The organism is Oceanobacillus sp. NCCP-135 (assembly GCF_059698015.1).
This window is the reverse complement of sequence record NZ_BAAKSZ010000045.1, coordinates 1-18,785: the sequence shown is the minus strand read 5'-3', so window position 1 is coordinate 18,785 and position 18,785 is coordinate 1. Positions and strand designations below refer to the sequence as shown.

Annotated in this window: 15 protein-coding genes; 3 read left to right on the top strand and 12 right to left on the bottom strand. The window is 32.9% G+C overall.

The window, feature by feature from the left end:
* Nucleotides 1-183: 183 nt before the first annotated feature.
* The 12 genes from AC6HVZ_RS18460 to AC6HVZ_RS18405 form a co-directional block, all read right to left on the bottom strand.
* Nucleotides 184-2,319, bottom strand: a complete 2,136-nt coding sequence (locus tag AC6HVZ_RS18460) for a DEAD/DEAH box helicase (protein WP_497559601.1) — start codon at nucleotides 2,317-2,319, stop codon at nucleotides 184-186.
* Nucleotides 2,316-3,641, bottom strand: a complete 1,326-nt coding sequence (locus AC6HVZ_RS18455; RefSeq protein WP_497559600.1) for a BREX system ATP-binding domain-containing protein — start codon at nucleotides 3,639-3,641, stop codon at nucleotides 2,316-2,318. The genes AC6HVZ_RS18460 and AC6HVZ_RS18455 overlap by 4 nt, the downstream gene beginning before the upstream one ends.
* Before the next feature lie 8 nt (nucleotides 3,642-3,649).
* A complete protein-coding gene (locus AC6HVZ_RS18450) occupies nucleotides 3,650-6,202 on the bottom strand; it encodes a PglZ domain-containing protein (protein ID WP_497559599.1) in 2,553 nt (850 codons plus the stop codon).
* Between the two features lie 19 nt (nucleotides 6,203-6,221).
* Nucleotides 6,222-9,740, bottom strand: coding sequence for a BREX-1 system adenine-specific DNA-methyltransferase PglX (gene pglX, locus AC6HVZ_RS18445; protein ID WP_497559598.1), 3,519 nt, complete (start codon nucleotides 9,738-9,740; stop codon nucleotides 6,222-6,224).
* A 24-nt stretch (nucleotides 9,741-9,764) separates the two neighbouring features.
* Nucleotides 9,765-13,385, bottom strand: a complete 3,621-nt coding sequence (gene brxC / locus AC6HVZ_RS18440) for a BREX system P-loop protein BrxC (RefSeq protein ID WP_497559597.1) — start codon at nucleotides 13,383-13,385, stop codon at nucleotides 9,765-9,767.
* Between the two features lie 13 nt (nucleotides 13,386-13,398).
* Nucleotides 13,399-13,944: a BREX protein BrxB domain-containing protein gene (locus AC6HVZ_RS18435; RefSeq protein WP_497559596.1), complete on the bottom strand. Its 546-nt coding sequence runs from the start codon at nucleotides 13,942-13,944 to the stop codon at nucleotides 13,399-13,401.
* Entirely contained in the window at nucleotides 13,925-14,713 is a 789-nt protein-coding gene (locus AC6HVZ_RS18430) for a BrxA family protein (protein ID WP_497559595.1), read from the bottom strand. Before AC6HVZ_RS18430 ends, AC6HVZ_RS18435 begins: the two co-directional genes overlap by 20 nt.
* Entirely contained in the window at nucleotides 14,713-15,342 is a 630-nt protein-coding gene (gene brxE / locus AC6HVZ_RS18425; protein ID WP_497559594.1) for a BREX-6 system BrxE protein, read from the bottom strand. Before brxE ends, AC6HVZ_RS18430 begins: the two co-directional genes overlap by 1 nt.
* Nucleotides 15,343-15,795: 453 nt before the next feature.
* Complete coding sequence (locus AC6HVZ_RS18420) at nucleotides 15,796-16,011, bottom strand: DUF7695 domain-containing protein (protein ID WP_497559593.1); 216 nt, start codon at nucleotides 16,009-16,011, stop codon at nucleotides 15,796-15,798.
* Nucleotides 16,012-16,161: 150 nt separating this feature from the next.
* Entirely contained in the window at nucleotides 16,162-16,281 is a 120-nt protein-coding gene (locus tag AC6HVZ_RS18415) for a hypothetical protein (protein WP_497559592.1), read from the bottom strand.
* A gap of 35 nt (nucleotides 16,282-16,316) precedes the next feature.
* Nucleotides 16,317-16,448: a hypothetical protein gene (locus tag AC6HVZ_RS18410; RefSeq protein WP_497559591.1), complete on the bottom strand. Its 132-nt coding sequence runs from the start codon at nucleotides 16,446-16,448 to the stop codon at nucleotides 16,317-16,319.
* Between the two features lie 29 nt (nucleotides 16,449-16,477).
* The gene (locus AC6HVZ_RS18405; protein ID WP_497559590.1) at nucleotides 16,478-17,038 is read right to left on the bottom strand and encodes an HNH endonuclease; all 561 of its coding nucleotides are present in this window, start codon (nucleotides 17,036-17,038) and stop codon (nucleotides 16,478-16,480) included.
* A gap of 454 nt (nucleotides 17,039-17,492) precedes the next feature.
* Here AC6HVZ_RS18405 and AC6HVZ_RS18400 point away from each other — a divergent pair, with 454 nt between their 5' ends.
* The 3 genes from AC6HVZ_RS18400 (at nucleotide 17,493) to AC6HVZ_RS18390 (ending at nucleotide 18,301) form a co-directional block, all read left to right on the top strand.
* Nucleotides 17,493-17,702, top strand: coding sequence for a hypothetical protein (locus tag AC6HVZ_RS18400; protein ID WP_497559589.1), 210 nt, complete (start codon nucleotides 17,493-17,495; stop codon nucleotides 17,700-17,702).
* 73 nt (nucleotides 17,703-17,775) lie between these two features.
* Nucleotides 17,776-17,970 carry a hypothetical protein gene (locus tag AC6HVZ_RS18395; RefSeq protein ID WP_497559588.1) on the top strand — a complete coding sequence of 65 codons (195 nt, stop codon included), beginning with the start codon at nucleotides 17,776-17,778 and terminating at the stop codon, nucleotides 17,968-17,970.
* Nucleotides 17,971-18,028: 58 nt separating this feature from the next.
* Nucleotides 18,029-18,301, top strand: a complete 273-nt coding sequence (locus tag AC6HVZ_RS18390; RefSeq protein WP_497559587.1) for a hypothetical protein — start codon at nucleotides 18,029-18,031, stop codon at nucleotides 18,299-18,301.
* Nucleotides 18,302-18,785: the final 484 nt, after the last annotated feature.

Genomic DNA, 18,785 nt, shown 5'->3' with positions numbered 1-18,785 from the left:
GTACTTCAAAGGGTAAAGTTACCGTGTGGATTCGAACCACCTAGATTGTGCAACAGTGGGGCACGCCCAAAAACCAGCATCTACATAGATACTGGTTTTAATTTTCCTCTAATATATTTTTTAATTTCTACATATTTTCCATGCCAAGTCACTAAAGCATTTTGTTGTTTTCTTCAAACTGTTTTACAAAATTCTATATTCAATCTCAGTATCCGTTAAATAACGCTGTAATAAATCTAAGTCAAATAATTGTTCTACAATAAATAATCGCTCGGCAAATTCAGGAAGGTACTTTTGAAACTTAGCAATTTGCATATCGCCTATATATTTTCTTAATTCAAGAAGACTTTCTTTATCAACGTTTGTTTGGATTTCCTCAATTACTTTTTCCAGACGTTCATAAGGGTAGCCTTCCAATTTAAACTTCACTCTTTGATAATCCGATTTAACTTCTGCACCGGTATAATGTTTTAACAAAGTTGCTAGGGTATAGTTTACCTCGTCACCAGCAAATGTATTTAGAGTAAAACCTTTAGGCTCTTCTTCAATGACCATCATTCCCGGTTTCATTCCAAAGTGTTGAAAATCCATACGATATTCTTTTATTCTTTGTGAAGCATCCTCATCGATATACGGAAAGCTATCATGACTTGACAAGACTTTTAGTATCTCCTGTGCAATTACAAAAGAAGTTTTTTGACCGGATCCTTGCCACAATGGGATAGCACCCTTTTCAGCCTCGTTAGCATGTATAATGAATCGTTCCTTATTGATTTCAGCTGCTTTCCATACTTGACCGTTTAATACAAAAAGGAATGGTTCATTTTCCTTATAAAAGGCATTTACAAACCAAGAATCTAGTGTGCCAATTTCACGATTTTGATGTTTCACCATGAATTCCTGAGTTGTCTCAAAAACTGAATATAAGTCTAAAAAGTTTTTTCGGGAAAAGGTTTCTTCTAACGGATCTGACAAAAAATAAATTCCATCAACAATTGATAGATAATTATTTTTAAGAAGCCCTTCTAAAAATTGCAGTAGATTATCTTCACTTATACTACTAAAGTTTCCCCTATTTTTTATCAAGTTCGTTAGTTGAGCATATGTTGCACCTTGCTTTTCCCTAATAGTAGAAAAGATTTGTTGGATTAATATATGGTAAGCATGTGTAGGAAATTTAACGGACTCAACCCATTTCTCACGCGCTAACTCAATTAATGAAATACTTCTTAATAGCGACTCTTTATTTACCGTTAAAAATTCATAATGTGCTGCCCGTCCTTCTCTTCTTCCGGTTCTACCTAGCCGTTGCAAAAACGAAGATACCGTATTGGGGGCATTGTACTGTAGGATAACGTCTAAATCTCCAACATCAATCCCTAATTCCATTGTGCTAGTGCAAGCAACCATTAGTTCACTTTCTCTTTGTAATAGTGTTTCAGTCTGCTCTCGGTAAATCTTAGATATGGATGAATGGTGCAGTCTACTTTGAACTCCTAAGTCTTTTATGGTATTTGCGACTTTTTCAGCTAAAGACCTGCTATCAGCAAAAAACAAACTCTTCTGCTGTTTTAATATGGGGATTACTTTACTTTGCAATTCCTCTTCTGACCATTCATCAACATATCTTACAAAAAGCTTAGTTTTTCTTTTACTATTTGTATTAGGCTGTATCCAAGACTGGTTCCTTTTACTTGAACCCTGCATCCAGTTTAATAAATCATTAGGATTTCCAATTGTTGCGGATAGTCCGATCCGCTGAATATCGTACTTAGAATATTGCTGAATTCTTTCTATAATTGACATAAGTTGAATTCCTCGGTCATTGTTAGCAAAATAATGAATCTCATCAATCACAATAAAACGGATATTTTCGAATAAGTTAACGTATGGCTCACTTCCATTCATTAAAAGAACCTCAAGTGATTCAGGAGTTGTAGCAACAATATGATCAGGATCCCTTTTAAAATGCTTTTTTTCTCCTGTTGATACTTCACCATGCCATTTAAACGCGTCAATTCCTACCAATGACCCTAAACTTTTTAATCGGTATTCCTGATTATTAAGCAATGCTCTAATTGGACTGATATAAATAACAGATAGAGGGAGCAAACCTTCATCGTTAATAATACTTAATATAGGAAAAAAAGCAGCTTCTGTTTTTCCACCAGCAGTTGCTGCTTGTATAATGGCATTATTACCTGACAATATATTGGGGATAGAATCCTCCTGAACACCTCGTAAAGATTTCCATCCCAAATGATCAATGATCCCACTTTGTAACCTTTTACTTAATAGCGTGAAGGATTTATTACTCATAATTCAATATCAACCGCCGTTTCTCTTCCACCAGCGACCTCAAAGTTATGTTTTACTCTTTCTACTACCTCCGGATTAATATTTAATAAGGAATGAACATCGTTTCCTTCCTTCGCAGCATCCAAAACAAACAGAAATTCTCTTAAAAATGTTCTCGGCAAAATTGAAACTTCACGATCAAAAGCTATTGTAAATGAATCAACATACTGTTTTATAAATGCATCATCAATTACCATTTCTGGCTGCCAATCATGTACTTCTCCGTGAATTTGACGAACTTTATTTGCTACTTCAACCAATTGATTTGTAGAAAAACGATTAAGTTTCAAAAGAGGAGTTGAAAAAACTTTGTTGATACCCTCTTTATGTTGTAGTGATAATGGTTTTATCCTTGAAAAGAGTGCATCATGTTCTTTGATAGACCGGTCTTCATTCTCAATAAGATCATCTGTGCCTGTAAACAACATATAGCACCCTTTTAAACGATCCTTACTGACCATATCAATAAGAAACCTTAAATTCTCGAACGCTTGATATCTAATATCCCTGCGTTCCTTTCTAACTGTTTCAACCTCATCAATAATAATTAATAATCCTTTATAGCCTGATAGTTTTAAAATATGGAGAAGGGCAAGTAAAAACTCAAAAGCATTCGTTTTATCAACTTTTCCAGTTACTCCAATTTTAGATTTAGCTACCCTATCAATACTGGCATCCCCTGCAATCCAACCTAGCGCCCAATCAGAAAGCTGGCGATTTCCCTCCATTAACCCTTTGTAAAAACTATGGAAGGCTTGGACAATACCCGGCGATGTCGCATTGGCTTTCGAAAGTTCGTCACTTATCTTTTGTTCCAATAAATTCATGAGTTGTTCTTCATCTTCATCACTTTCATCTGGATCAAGATCGTATTTTCGAATAATATCCATTTTTTCTTTAGAAAGCCATTCTTGAATAACTTGTCTAAATGCTGAGTATTCCCGTTGATTTTTAGTTCTAAGGCCGGTCATAATTGCTTGATAAACTGTTTCAAAGTTCTGGAGTTGCACAGATTTACTAATTACAATTTCGGAGACAGCATAATTATTTTCAAACGCATCCTCCTTTAATACTTCACATAGGAACGACTTACCAGAACCGTATGGACCATATAGGAATTTAAATCCAGCATGTCCGTCATTATCAAATGAAATATATTCTAACTCATTATTTAAATGTCTTCTTTCTTCTTTATTTCCTGCTATTAATAAATGGGTTCCCACATTTGGAACTGTACCGTTTCTTAAAGCACGTAATATAGTTTCACCTATTTTAATATCCATTTTTTCACCTACTTTATAGAGTATTCATACACTGTTCCATTTATCATTTCAACTTTAAACCAATCTTTACCCTCATCTTCCATTCTCTCGATCAAATCAGACATTGCTTCAGAAACTAAAACGGATTTAAATTTAATCCCTTTTGTATTCGCCCGTTGTAGAAGTTCATTTTCATTCCACTTTGAACTGTCTAGGAAACAACTTAACAGGAACTTCTCACGCTTTGTTAAATCATCTTTATTCTCCTGTAGAAATGCTTTTATTTGATCCTGAATATCTACTGTTTCATCTGCCTTTATTACTTCGTCCAATGCCCCTTGTTGTTCTATCCGCGGGTCATCTATATAATCTAGTGATATATTCCTTGATGATACCGTAAGAACCGGTATAATAACTTCTTGAATAGTTAAACCACCATGACTAAACTTTGCACCACCACTTGCAGTGAAAAAATAATTACTTGAAGGATAATATTGATAATAGTCACCTTTATGATGAGACCAAGCTAATTCCTTAACAATCCAGTTTCCCTTAACTCTGTTATCTGCAATAGCATATCGACGCGACTTTTTCACAGTTTCCACGTCATTCGGTAAGGAAACCTGATTCCATCCCTCCAGACCGTTTGTTAGTAAGAATCCATGATCAGCCGTTATTACAACATCGTCAACTCCAGATTTCAATAAGTTCTCGGTCACTATTTTTATTTTTTTTAATAGATGTGGGAACATATAAACAGCTGAATCTTCAATATTTTCACCGGTTGTATCAATTTCGCTAGAGTATATTATAATAGTGTCCTTACCATTTATTTCTGTTTGTATATGGTTCTTAGACAATTTATAGAAACTTTCTAGATTAGCAATCTTTCCTTTGGATCCTAAAACAGCTTCTAGAAGCTTAATACGGTCATTCTTCGTATTTAATTGTGTATTATCTTCTGAGTAAATAACAAAGTCATCTTTTTCCTTTTTCCATTCCAATACTGAATTGGAAAGTGGTAATAACGCGGTCATTCCCACCTTCGTAATGGAAGGTAAGGAAGAGAGCATACTATTAACCTCTACGTTCCACTCTTCATCAATTAAAGATTGCAGTTCCGTACCCATCTCATAACGTAGCGCATCAACATAAATAACTGCCGTCTTTCTGTTCGAATCATTTATATTTTCGTTCCAAAAATGCCTTTGGTGCGTTATTCCTTCTATTGAATAATCCCGTTTTGACTCAAAGCTTTGTTGAAATTGAGTATTCAAAGGTTTTAAAAACTGATGTATGTATTGCCCATTAGCATACTTAATAAGAGCAAAAATAAGCGGATCATTTGCTTGGTATTGTTCTTCAGCTTTTCTAAATCGATAATCAATGGTCCACCAGTTTTGTTGAATATATTCTTTAACAATACCTTCAGGATTCTCTAACGGAGAAACTTGGTTAATATAAGCCTTAAACTTGTTCAGTTCCACAATAAAATGTAATAGCTGAGCCAACGAACTCCATCTATTGATAAACTCATTATCCGTTGCCCTTGTTATTCGAGCTTCTGCAATAAGGATAAATTGGTCAATTGAAGGTTGTATTAAAACGTCAATATTCAACTCATCCGGTAAAATCCGTTTTGTGATTCGCCGCCATAACTCCTCATCGATTACTGAAAAACCTTTTATTGAATATAACTCTTCTGTCTCTTTCAATGAAATTTGTTGTTTAAATTCATTTGATGTCTCTTTCGACCACTCTTCAAAGTGACTACGATAATAATCGTGCTGTGACCAAAAGTTAAACAGTTCACTGCGTCTATGTGTTATTTTGGAATCTGTAGTATAGTTCTCATCTTGAGCATCCAATGACAGTTCAGTTTTAATTAATGTATTGGCTATTGTCGCAACAATCTCTTCATAAGTCTGTTGCTCGTTAATAAGAAAACCATAATATTCATCAGCCAGTTGACAAAAAGCCTGTAAATTCTCTAGCTCTATTAATGTTTGATAGTAGGTCTTATCTGTTATAAAACGTAATATTGTTTCTTTTTTATCAAGTTCATCCATTGATAAGTGGTTCTGCAAAATAAACTGCCCTATTTTATCCTCATTCAAGTTTTCTAGTAAGTCATCTGATAAAATATCCCACTTTGTTTTAATAAATAGTAATTGCTTTTGCAAGCGATCACTTTTATTCAAAGGCAAATTAATATTGTAGTGTTTTGATAAAACATCTCTTATGGTATCATCATATATTTCTGCCAGAAAGACATATTCTTTTAACAATGTTAAATTGTTATGATTGCCGGGTATATATATTAATACACGGTGATCAAAGTTTGGGGAATACTGGACAATCATGTGTCGCAACTGTAAAAAGCTCCCCTCAAAAACAAAACGATTTAAGCGTTCTTCCTTAATAAATCTTTCGTATTCAGTTATAAACGATTGATACCTATCCAGCCAAATAACAACTGAACTTTTTTGAAAGTGTTTGTTAAGGTCTTCTGCGACCATATCATAAAATGACTTTTTCATAATTTTATTAAAAGCACCTACAATATACTGCAGGTGCTTCAATTGTACCTCCCTTCGCTGATTATTTTTCGATTTTTTTCGCCAAGATTGGGTTCAGCGGTTTGATATTATATAAAACTCCTTGATCAATATCTGGCTCATAACCAGATGCAATAATGTCATCTATTTGTGTATCAAGGGCCTCTAAATCACTTTTTTGTTTTTCTAAATCAATAACCCTTTTCTCAAACTGCTTTGAACTCTTTTTATCTCCTGTAGAAGACATTTTCTCTCTATAGAAATTTAAATCTCCACTAGTGTTCCTAATCAATGGTAATAGGTAATCTGACTTTAATTTATAAAGGGTATCAGAGTTTAGATCATGATAAGATAATAATGCATTGAAAGTTTTATTTGGGCTACATATATGCCAATAGATTGGCCTGTTTTCATATTTACTAACGTGATAATTAAAGAAATCCTTTAAAAACCAATCATAAATATCCTTCTTTAGTATGCTATTTATTTCTGTTTCAACAACTTCTTCAAAATTCTCTTCACCAAAAAAGTACTCTATCAAGTCATAAATTTCGTCTTCTATAAATTGTTTATTTATTTCAATTATCCCATTACTTCGTTCTATATTGTAATTGGCTAATTCCCATCTACCAAATTGAACGCCAATAAAATAAGATAGTAAATCATAAACACTTTCATCAAGTTCTTTTAAGCCTACTTTTTCTTTAAATATTAAATCATCTAACATTGCGATATTCGAGGACTTATAAGCCTCTAAGACTTCCCCTGCCAAATAATCCAAACGCACATTACTATTCTCAATTTTATATTCACGTAATGAATCAGGAACATCGTATAAATCATAAATTATATAATCAATAGTTGTTTCTATTGAATAAATCACCTTTTGTATTATCGTCAAATGATTTTTATATAAGGTATAAGAATTTTTAATGTTTTTCCCCTTATTAAATAGAAGATTAGGTAATACAAAATCAGGTTTTATTTCCTCATCGCTTTCAATTACTTTGGCAATAGGAAGTATCTCCTTTACTAAAGAACTTACCTTTTCTTGTATGTCATTATTGGGGGCTTTGATAGGAAACTTATCTACATCACTAATATTGATTGTTAGCGTAGGGGCTAACATACTGAAAAGGCGCTTGCTTAGTTGACTATTAAGTAATCCCATTAAATAAAAGGTGTTTACCTGATTACCAAAAATTCCCGGACCATTTGCAGAAATAATAACATCATCCGGTAGGTATCTTCCTGCAAAACCATTTGTACTGTTCATTCCATATGTAATTCCCTGCTCATCATAAAAAGCGACACTTTGAGGTCTTGATCTCAATTTTCCTTTCTCATTTCTAAAGTTCTTAATTTCATATCCATTATCTTTCCAGTAAACTACTCTATTAAAAGATTCATACCACCTAATATATTCTTTTCCCTTTGAAAAGTATCTCCAGACTTTATTAATTTCCTTCTTTGGAACTTCCCAAAAGAAACGAACAAAATTTTTATCATCTCCAGTAGTCAGCCCTTTTCTAGAGTAGGCAATAGGATTTTTACTCTTATCGTCCATCGATGGATATAACTTAAATATTGTTTCATCAAAGTCAGATATCCAATATACAAAAGGAGAACCTTTAATTATTTTGAAGTTTCCCTGATTAACTAAGTAACTATTCAATCCAGTCTGGTATGATTCCTTTAATGCAGCCTGTTTTTCAGATGAATTTTTGTAATCTTTTACGTTTATAAAAGTAGACTGAGTTCTCTTATCGGTATGTTGTAAAACAAACATCGCTGTGTTTACTTTTTCACCTGAGATATCATCAAATGCATGAGGCCCTAGGTGTACAAATTCCCTAATTTGGCAACTTTCCAGAATTCTTTGTCTAAGCCCCTCAAATGTAGGCTTAAACATAAAGGTATTTTGAGTTATCATTCCAATAAACCCTTCATCTGCAACAAAATCTAAACATCTTAAAATAAATGCACTATATAAGTCATAAGATCCAGCTGAATAATTGATATTCAAAAAATTTTTAAGGTCTTCATTCATAGTTTGCTTCCCTAAATATGGTGGGTTTGTAATAACAATTTCATACTTTTGCATAAGTATATTTAATAATCTTACCGATTTCCTTGCTTCATTAGCAAAAAGTAAATTATTTATATCATTCGCTTGAATAGCCTGAGTGTAAATTTGTTCCAAATAATTAAATAACTCTTTTTCACTCTTTGATAAAGCTGATTCATTTTGTTCAAACTTAAAATTATCCATATCAGCAAAAAGATCATATTCTTCATGTTTATTACTAGTTATGAGTCTTTTTTCTTTTTGTTGAATATAATCGTCAATTAATGGTTTTAACCTTTTTTCCGGCTGAACAAGACTCCCTTTTAAACGTGTATCTTTGAATTCATCATAAATAATATCTATCATATTAAGTATAGTAGGGTTATTTTGGAATTGTTTTTTTAGATTCTCTAACCTTTCACCATTTAGCAAAATTGCATCAGCAACTACTAGGTTCATTTCAAAATATTCATTATCATAACTAATTCCGCTCTGCTTTAAAGAGTCCCTTACCTTAATATATAAAATAAGAGCTGTTAATTGAATTGCTCTTGCATCTATGTCTATACCATAAAGATTATTCTTTAAAATTAGAAATGGAATTTGTTCTTTAGGATACCCTTCTTCACTGTACCATTTATAGAATATATCAAAGGCCTTTACAAGAAAATGCCCACTTCCACATGAGGGATCCAATACTTTTATCTCCTCAATGCCTTTTCCTTTAAGCTTACCATTGTTAATTTCTTTGCGGGTTTGTTGCAGAGATCCTTCTATTATCCAATCAACAATCCAATCAGGAGTGAATAGTTGGGTAGCCGGTGGTATATCCAATTGTTCGAACTTCTTCTTTTCCTTAAATAACTGTGTTTTCTCTTCTTCATTGAAATATTGATAAATCCAACCAATTATCTCATCTTGTTGCCATGATTCTTCATCAATTTCAGTGGATAATTGATGAATGATTTCCAATAATGCTTGGTTACTTGGCCCAATTATTGAATATTCATCTTCCGTATTAAATAATAGTCCTATATCGGAGGAAACCTCATTAAATATCAAAGAAATAAAATAAGACAATCCCTCATCTGATTGAGACTTGCAAAATTCACGTGCAACCTCAAAGAAGTTCCGATTTCCATATGAACGATTACTGTATTCTTCCCTTTGAATAAGTACTTCTTCCATTAGCCCTCTAACCTCCATAACTCGGAGGGCGGCTATACGATTTAAATATGTATAAGTAACCTCACGAATATAGGAGATAAGGGCCTCCCTTTCAGAAAGCCCGCCCTTCATCTCCTTAGAAATAGCATCACGAAGGTCTTTATAGATTTGCTCTTCTTCATCTGAAAGTGATAATTTATCTTTTTCAATCCAAGGTTCGTCTAGTAGAATACCATAAGTAACAAGGCGATTTTCTATATCACTTTCTAAAATACCTCTACAATTTAATATGGTACGATTAATTGCCTTTTTTTGTTCTGGTTTCATTTTACCAACCCTTTCCTATCCCTTTTAAGATAAGAAGAAATAGTCAACACGCTTCAATTCTTCCTTTAGTTTCTCTTCTAAGGTTTTCAAATAGTCCTGAATTTCTTCTTCAGAAGAGATCTTTTTCATTTTCATAATGTCTCTAATTTCGACCTGTTTAAAAGTAGGTTTTTTTACTTCCGGATTGTCATCATCATCCGATGTTAAATTAGTAGGCTGTCGTAACTTTTCAAGATGCTCACCATATATTCCAATAGAATCCTGTTTATAGCTTGGTAATGCATGTTCTAGTTGTTCTAAATAATCATAATTACGATGATGATCCTGTGGAACTTCCTCCTCATAATGCTTACTTAATGGATTAAGGATTTCTCTCTGCTGAAACACATCAAATGAATCAAATTTCGGAAATTGCTCCATTTCATTCATTATGTTTTCTATTTTTTTCATTACTCTAGAATGAAGTTCTCTATAGTACTTATCATAATAATTTTTGATATTTAAAAAATCACCTTGAATATTAACCCAATTATCAATAAACCCAATTGATGATATCTCACTAAGTATAGATTGAACTTTATTTTCTTGCGCCTCATCCTTTGGAAAATGTTGAGGCATCCATACATCCGAAATAAACTTTACTATTTCTTGTACAGATTCCATATGATCATTTTCAACAAAATGATCGAACTTTTTCATGAGGTTTATTTCATCTGTTAATTGTTGATACTTATCTACAAAAGAAATAATGACATCACTAGAATGATTTTTATTAACAATTTCTTTATAAGCCGTTTCTAATTTCTGTAGTTGATCAATAATCGATAACCGGTTTTCCTTAGCTGTAACAATTAAACCTCTGATTTTTATTAAAATATTGTTCGAGACTTTAATACATTTATCATAATACTCCGGAATTGTATCAGCAGAAACTTTTTCCTCAAATTCCGATTCTAATATTTTTTTGCATTGCTGACGTATTGCAGGATCAACATTTTTGACTTCTATAAACTGGCATGATTTAAAATGTGGTTCTTTCTCAAATATTTCTTTTACACCAGATTCGGTATAACTTCTAATTGATTTACCTTTTAGTTCTAGTTCAATAAAACCTCCACGAAACAGTGCTGCAGCAAAAAACCTGATGGCCATACTATCCCAACCGTATTGGTTTCTTTGAAAGTAATCCAAAATGTCACTTCCAGCACAAACCCCAAATCGCTTATAACGAGACTTAATTTCTGTTAAAACTTCATTTAGTACCTTTGAACTTGAATTAATTTGATGCTCATTATCCAAAATATTTAATTCCTTAAATACCTCAGATGCCGAGTGAATATTTTGTTTAAATACTTCATCTATATGTGAAACATTAATTTTTACTGCTGCATCGCCAAAACGCGTATAGATAGTTGGAATTACAATGCTTATTAAGGAATCAAATATTGATTTAATTTCTTCTCCTTTTGGTAAATCATACTCTTTCCCTCGGAATAAATACGATCCTGCTAGAAAAGATACCTTTGTTTTTCTTTTAATTTCTAACGCCATATTTTGATTTTTTTGCTCTTCCTTTCGTAAAAAGAACATTCTTTCTTCATCTGCTTTTTCCCTTTGTTTACCTATTGTAGATTGACGTGCTAGATATTCCTTAATCATATCTTCAATCTCTTCATTAGGATAAGAAAGCCAATAAATACGTTTTTCTTCTCTTATCGATTCCCGCTTCTTTTTATCACGTAGAGTCTCATCATTAAATAGGATTACCGGACTTAGAGCCTCAAATGAAATTTCCGTACCATTGGCATACTTTTCATCATCTGCAATTAGGTTAATGGAAAAAGGACGTATTTGTTTATATAAAACCCTATTCTGGTTAAATAAATCCTTTACTGTAACCCTTACATATTTCATAACATCTCTTGTTCCAACTTCTTCTTGCTCTGCAAGTACATCATGACGGAAATTCTGCTCTTCCGGTGATAAAAAGCTATATAATTCACCCTCCCTCTCCACAAACCCGGCCTTGCTGAGTCTTTGAAGAGAAGATTCAACCATTCCCTTTAGATCATGAAAATTAATTTCTATACTGCTGAAAAGCATTTTCGTTAAATTATCTAATGTTTTTGGCAAATAGTTAATTGAATCAAGGAGATATAATACTTTCAACACCTTTTTTGTAAAATCAGGGTTTTCCGGATCAGCTTTATCGACTTCGTTTATAGCATCAATCACGGTTGAAGGAACAAAATCAGAAGCTCTTGCTTCAGCATAGACCTGATCCAACGTTACGAAACTACCGATTTCCCTTTCATCAAAGTGATTCTCCGGATTTATTAATATTCCTTGAGTTGTTTTGATCATGCTACGATTGGTTCCGCCATGTTTTTTATTTGATTCTGTACGTTGTAGGAACTTCACAAAAATATCCTTAATAATTCCTAACTGATAAGGAAAAAACGGATACGCCTTCACAAAGTATTCTTTTGTTAACTCCGGGAACTTCCGGTCAGCATCTGGAAATTGTAAAACAGATACAAGCTTGCCCGAATACTCCTCAAATTCATTTTCTAAAATTGAACTTGCTTCCGTTTTTTTCTTTAATACACGTTCATAAAGAACCGTATCTAAGTTTTCAGGTGTTAAGTGAATCTTCACTCCAAATCGGTCAGCGATTTTTCCTAATTCGGTATTAAACTTAATCGCATCTTCAACAACAGCTTTTAACTCTTCTTGTGCAGTAACACCGAGCCATATCTTTCCTTGCCCAGTTACTTCAACCTGATGCGATATTCCTTGAAGCTCACTAATTTTTTGATCATCTCTTGCCATAAACTGGCCCATTTCATCGACTAATAGAAATAGCCTTTTCTCTTTGCCCGAATCACGGCTTTCCTTATCAATATAAGATTTAAAAACTTCAATTAATCTTTTTGGAGACATCGAAAAGTCATCTTTAATATCATTAATAATGTCCATCGCAATTGTCTCAGAAGGATAGTCATCCGGTTTAATCTTGCAAAGTGTTTTTGCAATTTTAGTTTTTTGGCGAGAGGGCTTTTGGCGAGCTTCCTCCCAAGGCTTACCGCTTACCTTTTCGAATTCTCTTTTAAAATCCTCATATAACCCAGACTCATATAAATCAAACTCTAATTCACCAACCCAAAGGATATGGCTATAGAATCCTAAATAGGAAAGAAATTGTTTGTAAATAGTAATAGAAATACTTTGCTGTTGATTATTACTGTCATAAGCAGTTTCCTCTAAGATATCGAACATTAGAACTTCCGTTTCATATTTCGTACGGATCTCTTCAACAAGTGTTCGAAGATCTTTTGATTCATCCCTTGTTAGAAATACTTCCGAACTAGTTGAGTCTCCAAATTCATAATTTCCAAGAACATGCCCTAACAACTTAGTGAAATGGGATTTACCTGATCCAAACCAGCCTGAAACCCAGTAACAATAATCATTACCATTCAAATAATTAGTAAATGCCTTTTTAAAGTGATCTCGTATTTGATCTGTTATAACATACTCATTTAGCTCTTGACGAATATGGGCTAAATTTTCATCTTGAACTTTGACTACTGGATTAATATCACGATTAATATTTCCCCGAAATATTTCATGTATCTTAGTCAATCATCTCACCCCTTTATAAATAAAATGCTCTAGAGCCACTAATATCAACATCATCGAGCATTATAAATTTCCTTGAACTAACTGTACCGGGAATAAAAAAACAGAGCGGTATCGATACCTTATTCTCCAGTTTAGAAAGTAATTGAATGAGTCTAAAGTGTGGCGCTGTACTACCTACGCGGGTGAATATTATTCGTCCCTTTTCACCCAATTTTTCCGCTCTTTCTAAAATCCATTCATATAGTAGGTTGAGCATCGTATTCTGCAATTCCTTCATAAACTCCGGATAATCTTCTTTTTCAAATTCATAAAGCTCTGTTAAATCACCGCTCTCATCTTTTAATAAGAGTTCATAAAGCAATTTTTCCAGATTAACAACTGCGACTTTATATCCTTGTGTCTGACCTTCCTGCTCTATTTCTTCAAGTTTCGGCTTAATATATAATTGTTCACTGGGACTAATCGCAACAAGCATAAAGGGTACACCTGATTGGCGGCTCCATGCTATTTGATCATTAAGAAGCATATTTTTGATTTGATTAATCTTCTCCGACAACATATTGGACAACAAACTCCTTTAAAGATGGAAACTTATAATGTATTTCAGTCTCTTTATTTTCTTCTAAGTGAATGACTCCACCTAGCTCTAGTTCCTTTAACATCATCTTTCTTTGTTGTTTATCTTGTAGAAATAATTTGAAATCATCGTGGTTGTAATAGTCGTCAAGTGTCAAAATTGAATCTTTATTAAAATAAAGCACGTATCCAAAGATTCTATTTGAAAAGTATACATTTTCATTAAATACTGGATTACGTCTATTTGAGAGGAAGCCTGTTTCAAGTAAAACGGTTATCAAGGCACTTTTTAAATCCTTGTAGGTTCTTTCGGACCAATTTTTCATTTCTTCATGTTCTATAGAAGAAGTTAGTAAAAATTCTCCCGCATCATCACTAGAGACTCCTAAAAAGCCCTTGATGTACTTTTGGAAAACTACTTCAACTACAAAGTCATATAATACCTTATCCGATAAACACATATGATAATAAAGAAGATAAAAGGCTTCTTCTTTACTCATATTTTGTATTGCTAATAAGAGTGGAGCTTCAGAAACAGGTTTATCTTGAAGGTCCTGTAAATATCTCTTTTTAATTGATCCGTATACGTTCTCAATCCGGCGTTTTGAGGCTTTAAGCAACAAATTATTCTCAAATAATTCGTTTTCCAACGCCTCAATACTATTCAATTCAGACAGCCTGTTAAGAATTCTAAGTGAATCCTCAAGAACTGCTCCTGTTGTTTTTAAATCTGCACTATATTTCTTAATCATTAATTTACAGCAACCCTTTTATAATACGGTATTGTGACTTGGCCTTTCTTAGCATAATCATAGACAGAAATTAATTGATGGATAACCTCTTCTAATTCTTCATTATGTATATAAAAATGCCTTCTTTTTGAGCCTAATTCATACGATTCCCCTGATACATTATCAAATGTATCCAAACGTGGTTCATTAAAAAAATCCCTAGCCCAGTGTGGTTCGAATGCATAACCTTCAATTGTTTCTATTTCATGAAGGATATCCTTCCATTCCTTTCTTGATGCGAGCATTTTAACAGCTGGTTCATATACCTTTTTTTCAAAGTCATATCCAAAATGAAATAGAGTTATTACCTTGTTAGCACTTATGCTATGTAGTTCTTTCTCCCGTACACTTTTTTGAGCCATATCTAGCCTTTGTTGATAAAATGTGCGTGGTAAAAAAGGCATAAGGTTCATTCTACCTACTGAGCCTAAGATACGGGATTCCCACCAAAAATTATTGTCTTCCTCTCCAAGTCGCGCTATTATTAATCGATAATAAATAACTTTTGCTAAGTTTCTTTTTGAAACACGTTTATCTTGTATATCGCTATCCTCAATGCTATTTAATATTAGATCGTAAATTTTTTTCACCCTAAAACCACCTCTTAAATATGGTTATATATGTAGACATACTCTATTCTATTATGTCACAAAATGATGGTTAAACAAAGGCAAATAGCTTGACTTTCCTTTTTTCTCATTTCTCTATAAATCAGTTTCCACTATATTTCTTGTTACTAATCCCCTACGAAGTTGAAGAGATTGTCCATAGTATATACAATCTGCCTTTCTATTTATTACATTCTAATAATAAGGGGCCGAACAAATGTTTAAAATCACTACTCCTAAAATATTAATTTTTCCAAAAAATTAACCATATTTTATATTAGTTCAGCAAGGGAATACACGCTTAAATAAATTTCATGGGTGAATTGTAGATGCTTAACTACTTTATAGAGTTTATACAAATAGATGTCTAGGACAACTTGTCCTAGACATCTATCGCTACCATATGAAGGTGAAATATAACTTTTTATTAGTAATTCAATCATCCTCATAAACTGAATAACTAAAATCAATAAAATCCTCTAGTTTTGCATTTCCAGACTGATTCATGCCCCAGCCATACCGCTGGTAATCCTTCCCGCCATCTATAAATATAGCCCCGCAAGAACATCGCTTAAAATCATAGCTGTGTATTGATTCGATAATATCGTCGCACTTTTTGCAACGTACCTTGTTTACTATAACTCTTTTCAATATGTTCCATTCCTTTCCAACTGTTACGTACTGTTCAATAAGTTCTTTAATACTTTATTTTTGAATTTTACTTTGCTGTTGGCTGATGGTGGTTCGAAAATCGTGGGTATTGTAATTAACTAAAAATCCGGGGATACTAAACATATCATTTCACAGTTGAAGGGCTTCGGCTAATATAACTCTTTTTATACTGCTATGAATGGAGTTTTCAGTAACCACATCTACTCTTACACTTAGTAGATCTTCAACTTCATGTGTAAAATGAATCAAATCAAATAAACTTCTCTCTTTATCAATTTCAACGATTAAATCAAGGTCCTTTCAGGTCCGTCTTCCAGTCTTGCTACAGATCCAAATACTCTTATATTATGAATCCCGTGTTTTGATGCAGCTATTAAAATTAAATTACGATTTCCTTTAACCACATCATATAACAAATCATATCCCTCACATTCTATTAATTAACCTACTGGGAAAATTCCACGATTTTTACATACCTTTCATATCTCAAATCATCTATATTTTGATTACACTTGATACAAGCACAAACACAATTGTTTGGTGTGCTTAATCCTCCTTTTGATTTGGGGGTTTTATGGTCTATGGTATCACCGTAGAAGCCACAATAATGGCAAGTATAGCCATCCCGTCCAAGTACGAACTTCTTTAATGTCTTTCTATTAAAGAAATGGCGAATCAATGTGCTATGTACAATCCCAGCTGCACCCTCTTTTACTAACTGCTTTGCTTTGTCATAACCTACATTATTTTTATATCTATGATTATTTGGATTACGACCACGGATGGTTATCTTCTTAGATGGGTTTAATAAAGACGTATCAAAACTATATTCTTGTTTTGTACCTAAAATTACTTCATGCCTACGATCTTTGCGACAAAATGATTTGCGTTTAGTTGGATTAGCCTTTCTCCCACCAGTAGTCTGGAATTTCCTTACATATTTAGTTTCTCCGCCTATTTTACATTTCTTATAGAGTCTACAAGTATCACCGATACTGACACTCAATCTAACCGCCTCCAAGTATGAAACTTTCACTGTTTCAATTATTCCTTAACCCTTGTTCATTACCAGCATTTCAGGGCTGATTAATTATTTTTTAACACGTTTTAGCAATTCATTCAAACTGCTATACGAAGATTAGCAATTTCTTATGTCTTTAAATTAACCATTTATGACCACTAACTTACCTTCTATGACTCCAAACTGACCTGATAAGGAAATAGTGTATAAATCTTATAAGTTAATAGTTATAATAAAGGTAAGAGCAATATGAAACCATGAATATAAGCGCAATGGATATAAAACCAATTATTAAGGAAGGTATATAAAATTAAAATGAGTTAATGGCTAAAAGGTATTCCTAACGCTTATTGCTGTAAATTCTAATCAATACATAGTTGTTGGCAACGAGAGAATGAATAATTACGGAAATAACTTAATTCAAAGCAGGGTGAACTATATGGATTTCTTTAAACTTGCTTTTCTCATTAACGCAATGGCTATCAGTCTTAATGTTGCGGGAACATATATGGTTATAGTAAATCTCCTCTTTAATCAGCCTATATATCCCGGTCTGATTGTTAGTCTAGTCATTGGATATGGGGTAATGATTAAATATAACTTTCTATTCCATGAACTATGGGATAAATGGTTTAGAAATAAGAAATGAACGGTAACAAAGAAGATTATCGCCCCTCATGGTAATGCCTACTTGATTGTTAAAGGCAAATGGAGGAAAATATATGAAAGTTCATGTCGTTATTGGTTTTGACGCTAGGGATCATATTATAATCAGTAAGGTATTTGAGGATCAAAGTGAAGCAAATAAATATCGTCATTATTTAAATACTAAGATGGTTGGAAAAATCATAGGGAAAGAGAATCGTCAATTGGATCATGCAGATATATTTGAAATGGATTACGTTCCTATAAAATAACAACCGACAACTAATAATTATAAAATATACTGTAATTATAGAAAAGAAGGCTTACTTAATGGATTTATTAGATTGTACTAATTTTCAAATCTATGAAACAACAAAGGTTCGATTACGTAAACTTACCGAGAAAGGAATAGAAGTGTATACCTATTCAAAAGAGGGTAAATTAGGTTTCATACCTTATTGCAACTTATTGACTAACACAAAGGACTTATATGAAGAATATCCATTTTATGTCCATTATCTTGGATATAAAGAACCTTATCTCATTTTTACTGAGGAAGGAACTTTAATTTTTCCCGATATACTGCCAACGATTATACAATAAAATAAATACATATTTGATATTCAATGTTTTAAATTATTTAAATACGCTTTTTCTGTTTCTTGTATTTCAATGATGTATGTTTGGACAGTGAGTTTATAAATCGCTTTATATCATTTCTCAATGAAAAAATGTATAAACACTTATATTTATACGCAATTGGCAAGTGGCGCTTATTGTATTGTATTAACGGGGCAGAATAGCTGAAAGGAAATGGCTTACCACCATTCCCCTAAAAGCCTTGGAAGGAAGGATTTGGCAAACATTTGCTAGATTCATCTTTGGTTGAAACCCCGTTGTATCAGTCCTTATAAGTCTTTTTATCTAGATCTACTTTTATTTGGATTTAATAAACTGTTGATACTCCACTTGTTTACTAGAGTATTGGTCAGTATTAGCGTTGTCATACCAAAAATCGAATGTATATAGTAATCTAAAACTGGACCACGATAGTCATTGAAAAGTCCCCCACCTAGTCTATAATAAC

Coding starts and splice junctions, on each gene's coding strand:
- AC6HVZ_RS18390 (WP_497559587.1), top strand. CDS start 18,029: ATGGATTTATTAGATTGTACTAATTTTCAAATCTATGAAACAACAAAG.
- AC6HVZ_RS18400 (WP_497559589.1), top strand. CDS start 17,493: ATGGATTTCTTTAAACTTGCTTTTCTCATTAACGCAATGGCTATCAGT.
- AC6HVZ_RS18435 (WP_497559596.1), bottom strand. CDS start 13,944: ATGTTGTCGGAGAAGATTAATCAAATCAAAAATATGCTTCTTAATGAT.
- AC6HVZ_RS18460 (WP_497559601.1), bottom strand. CDS start 2,319: ATGAGTAATAAATCCTTCACGCTATTAAGTAAAAGGTTACAAAGTGGG.
- AC6HVZ_RS18430 (WP_497559595.1), bottom strand. CDS start 14,713: ATGATTAAGAAATATAGTGCAGATTTAAAAACAACAGGAGCAGTTCTT.
- pglX (WP_497559598.1), bottom strand. CDS start 9,740: ATGAAACCAGAACAAAAAAAGGCAATTAATCGTACCATATTAAATTGT.
- AC6HVZ_RS18395 (WP_497559588.1), top strand. CDS start 17,776: ATGAAAGTTCATGTCGTTATTGGTTTTGACGCTAGGGATCATATTATA.
- AC6HVZ_RS18455 (WP_497559600.1), bottom strand. CDS start 3,641: ATGGATATTAAAATAGGTGAAACTATATTACGTGCTTTAAGAAACGGT.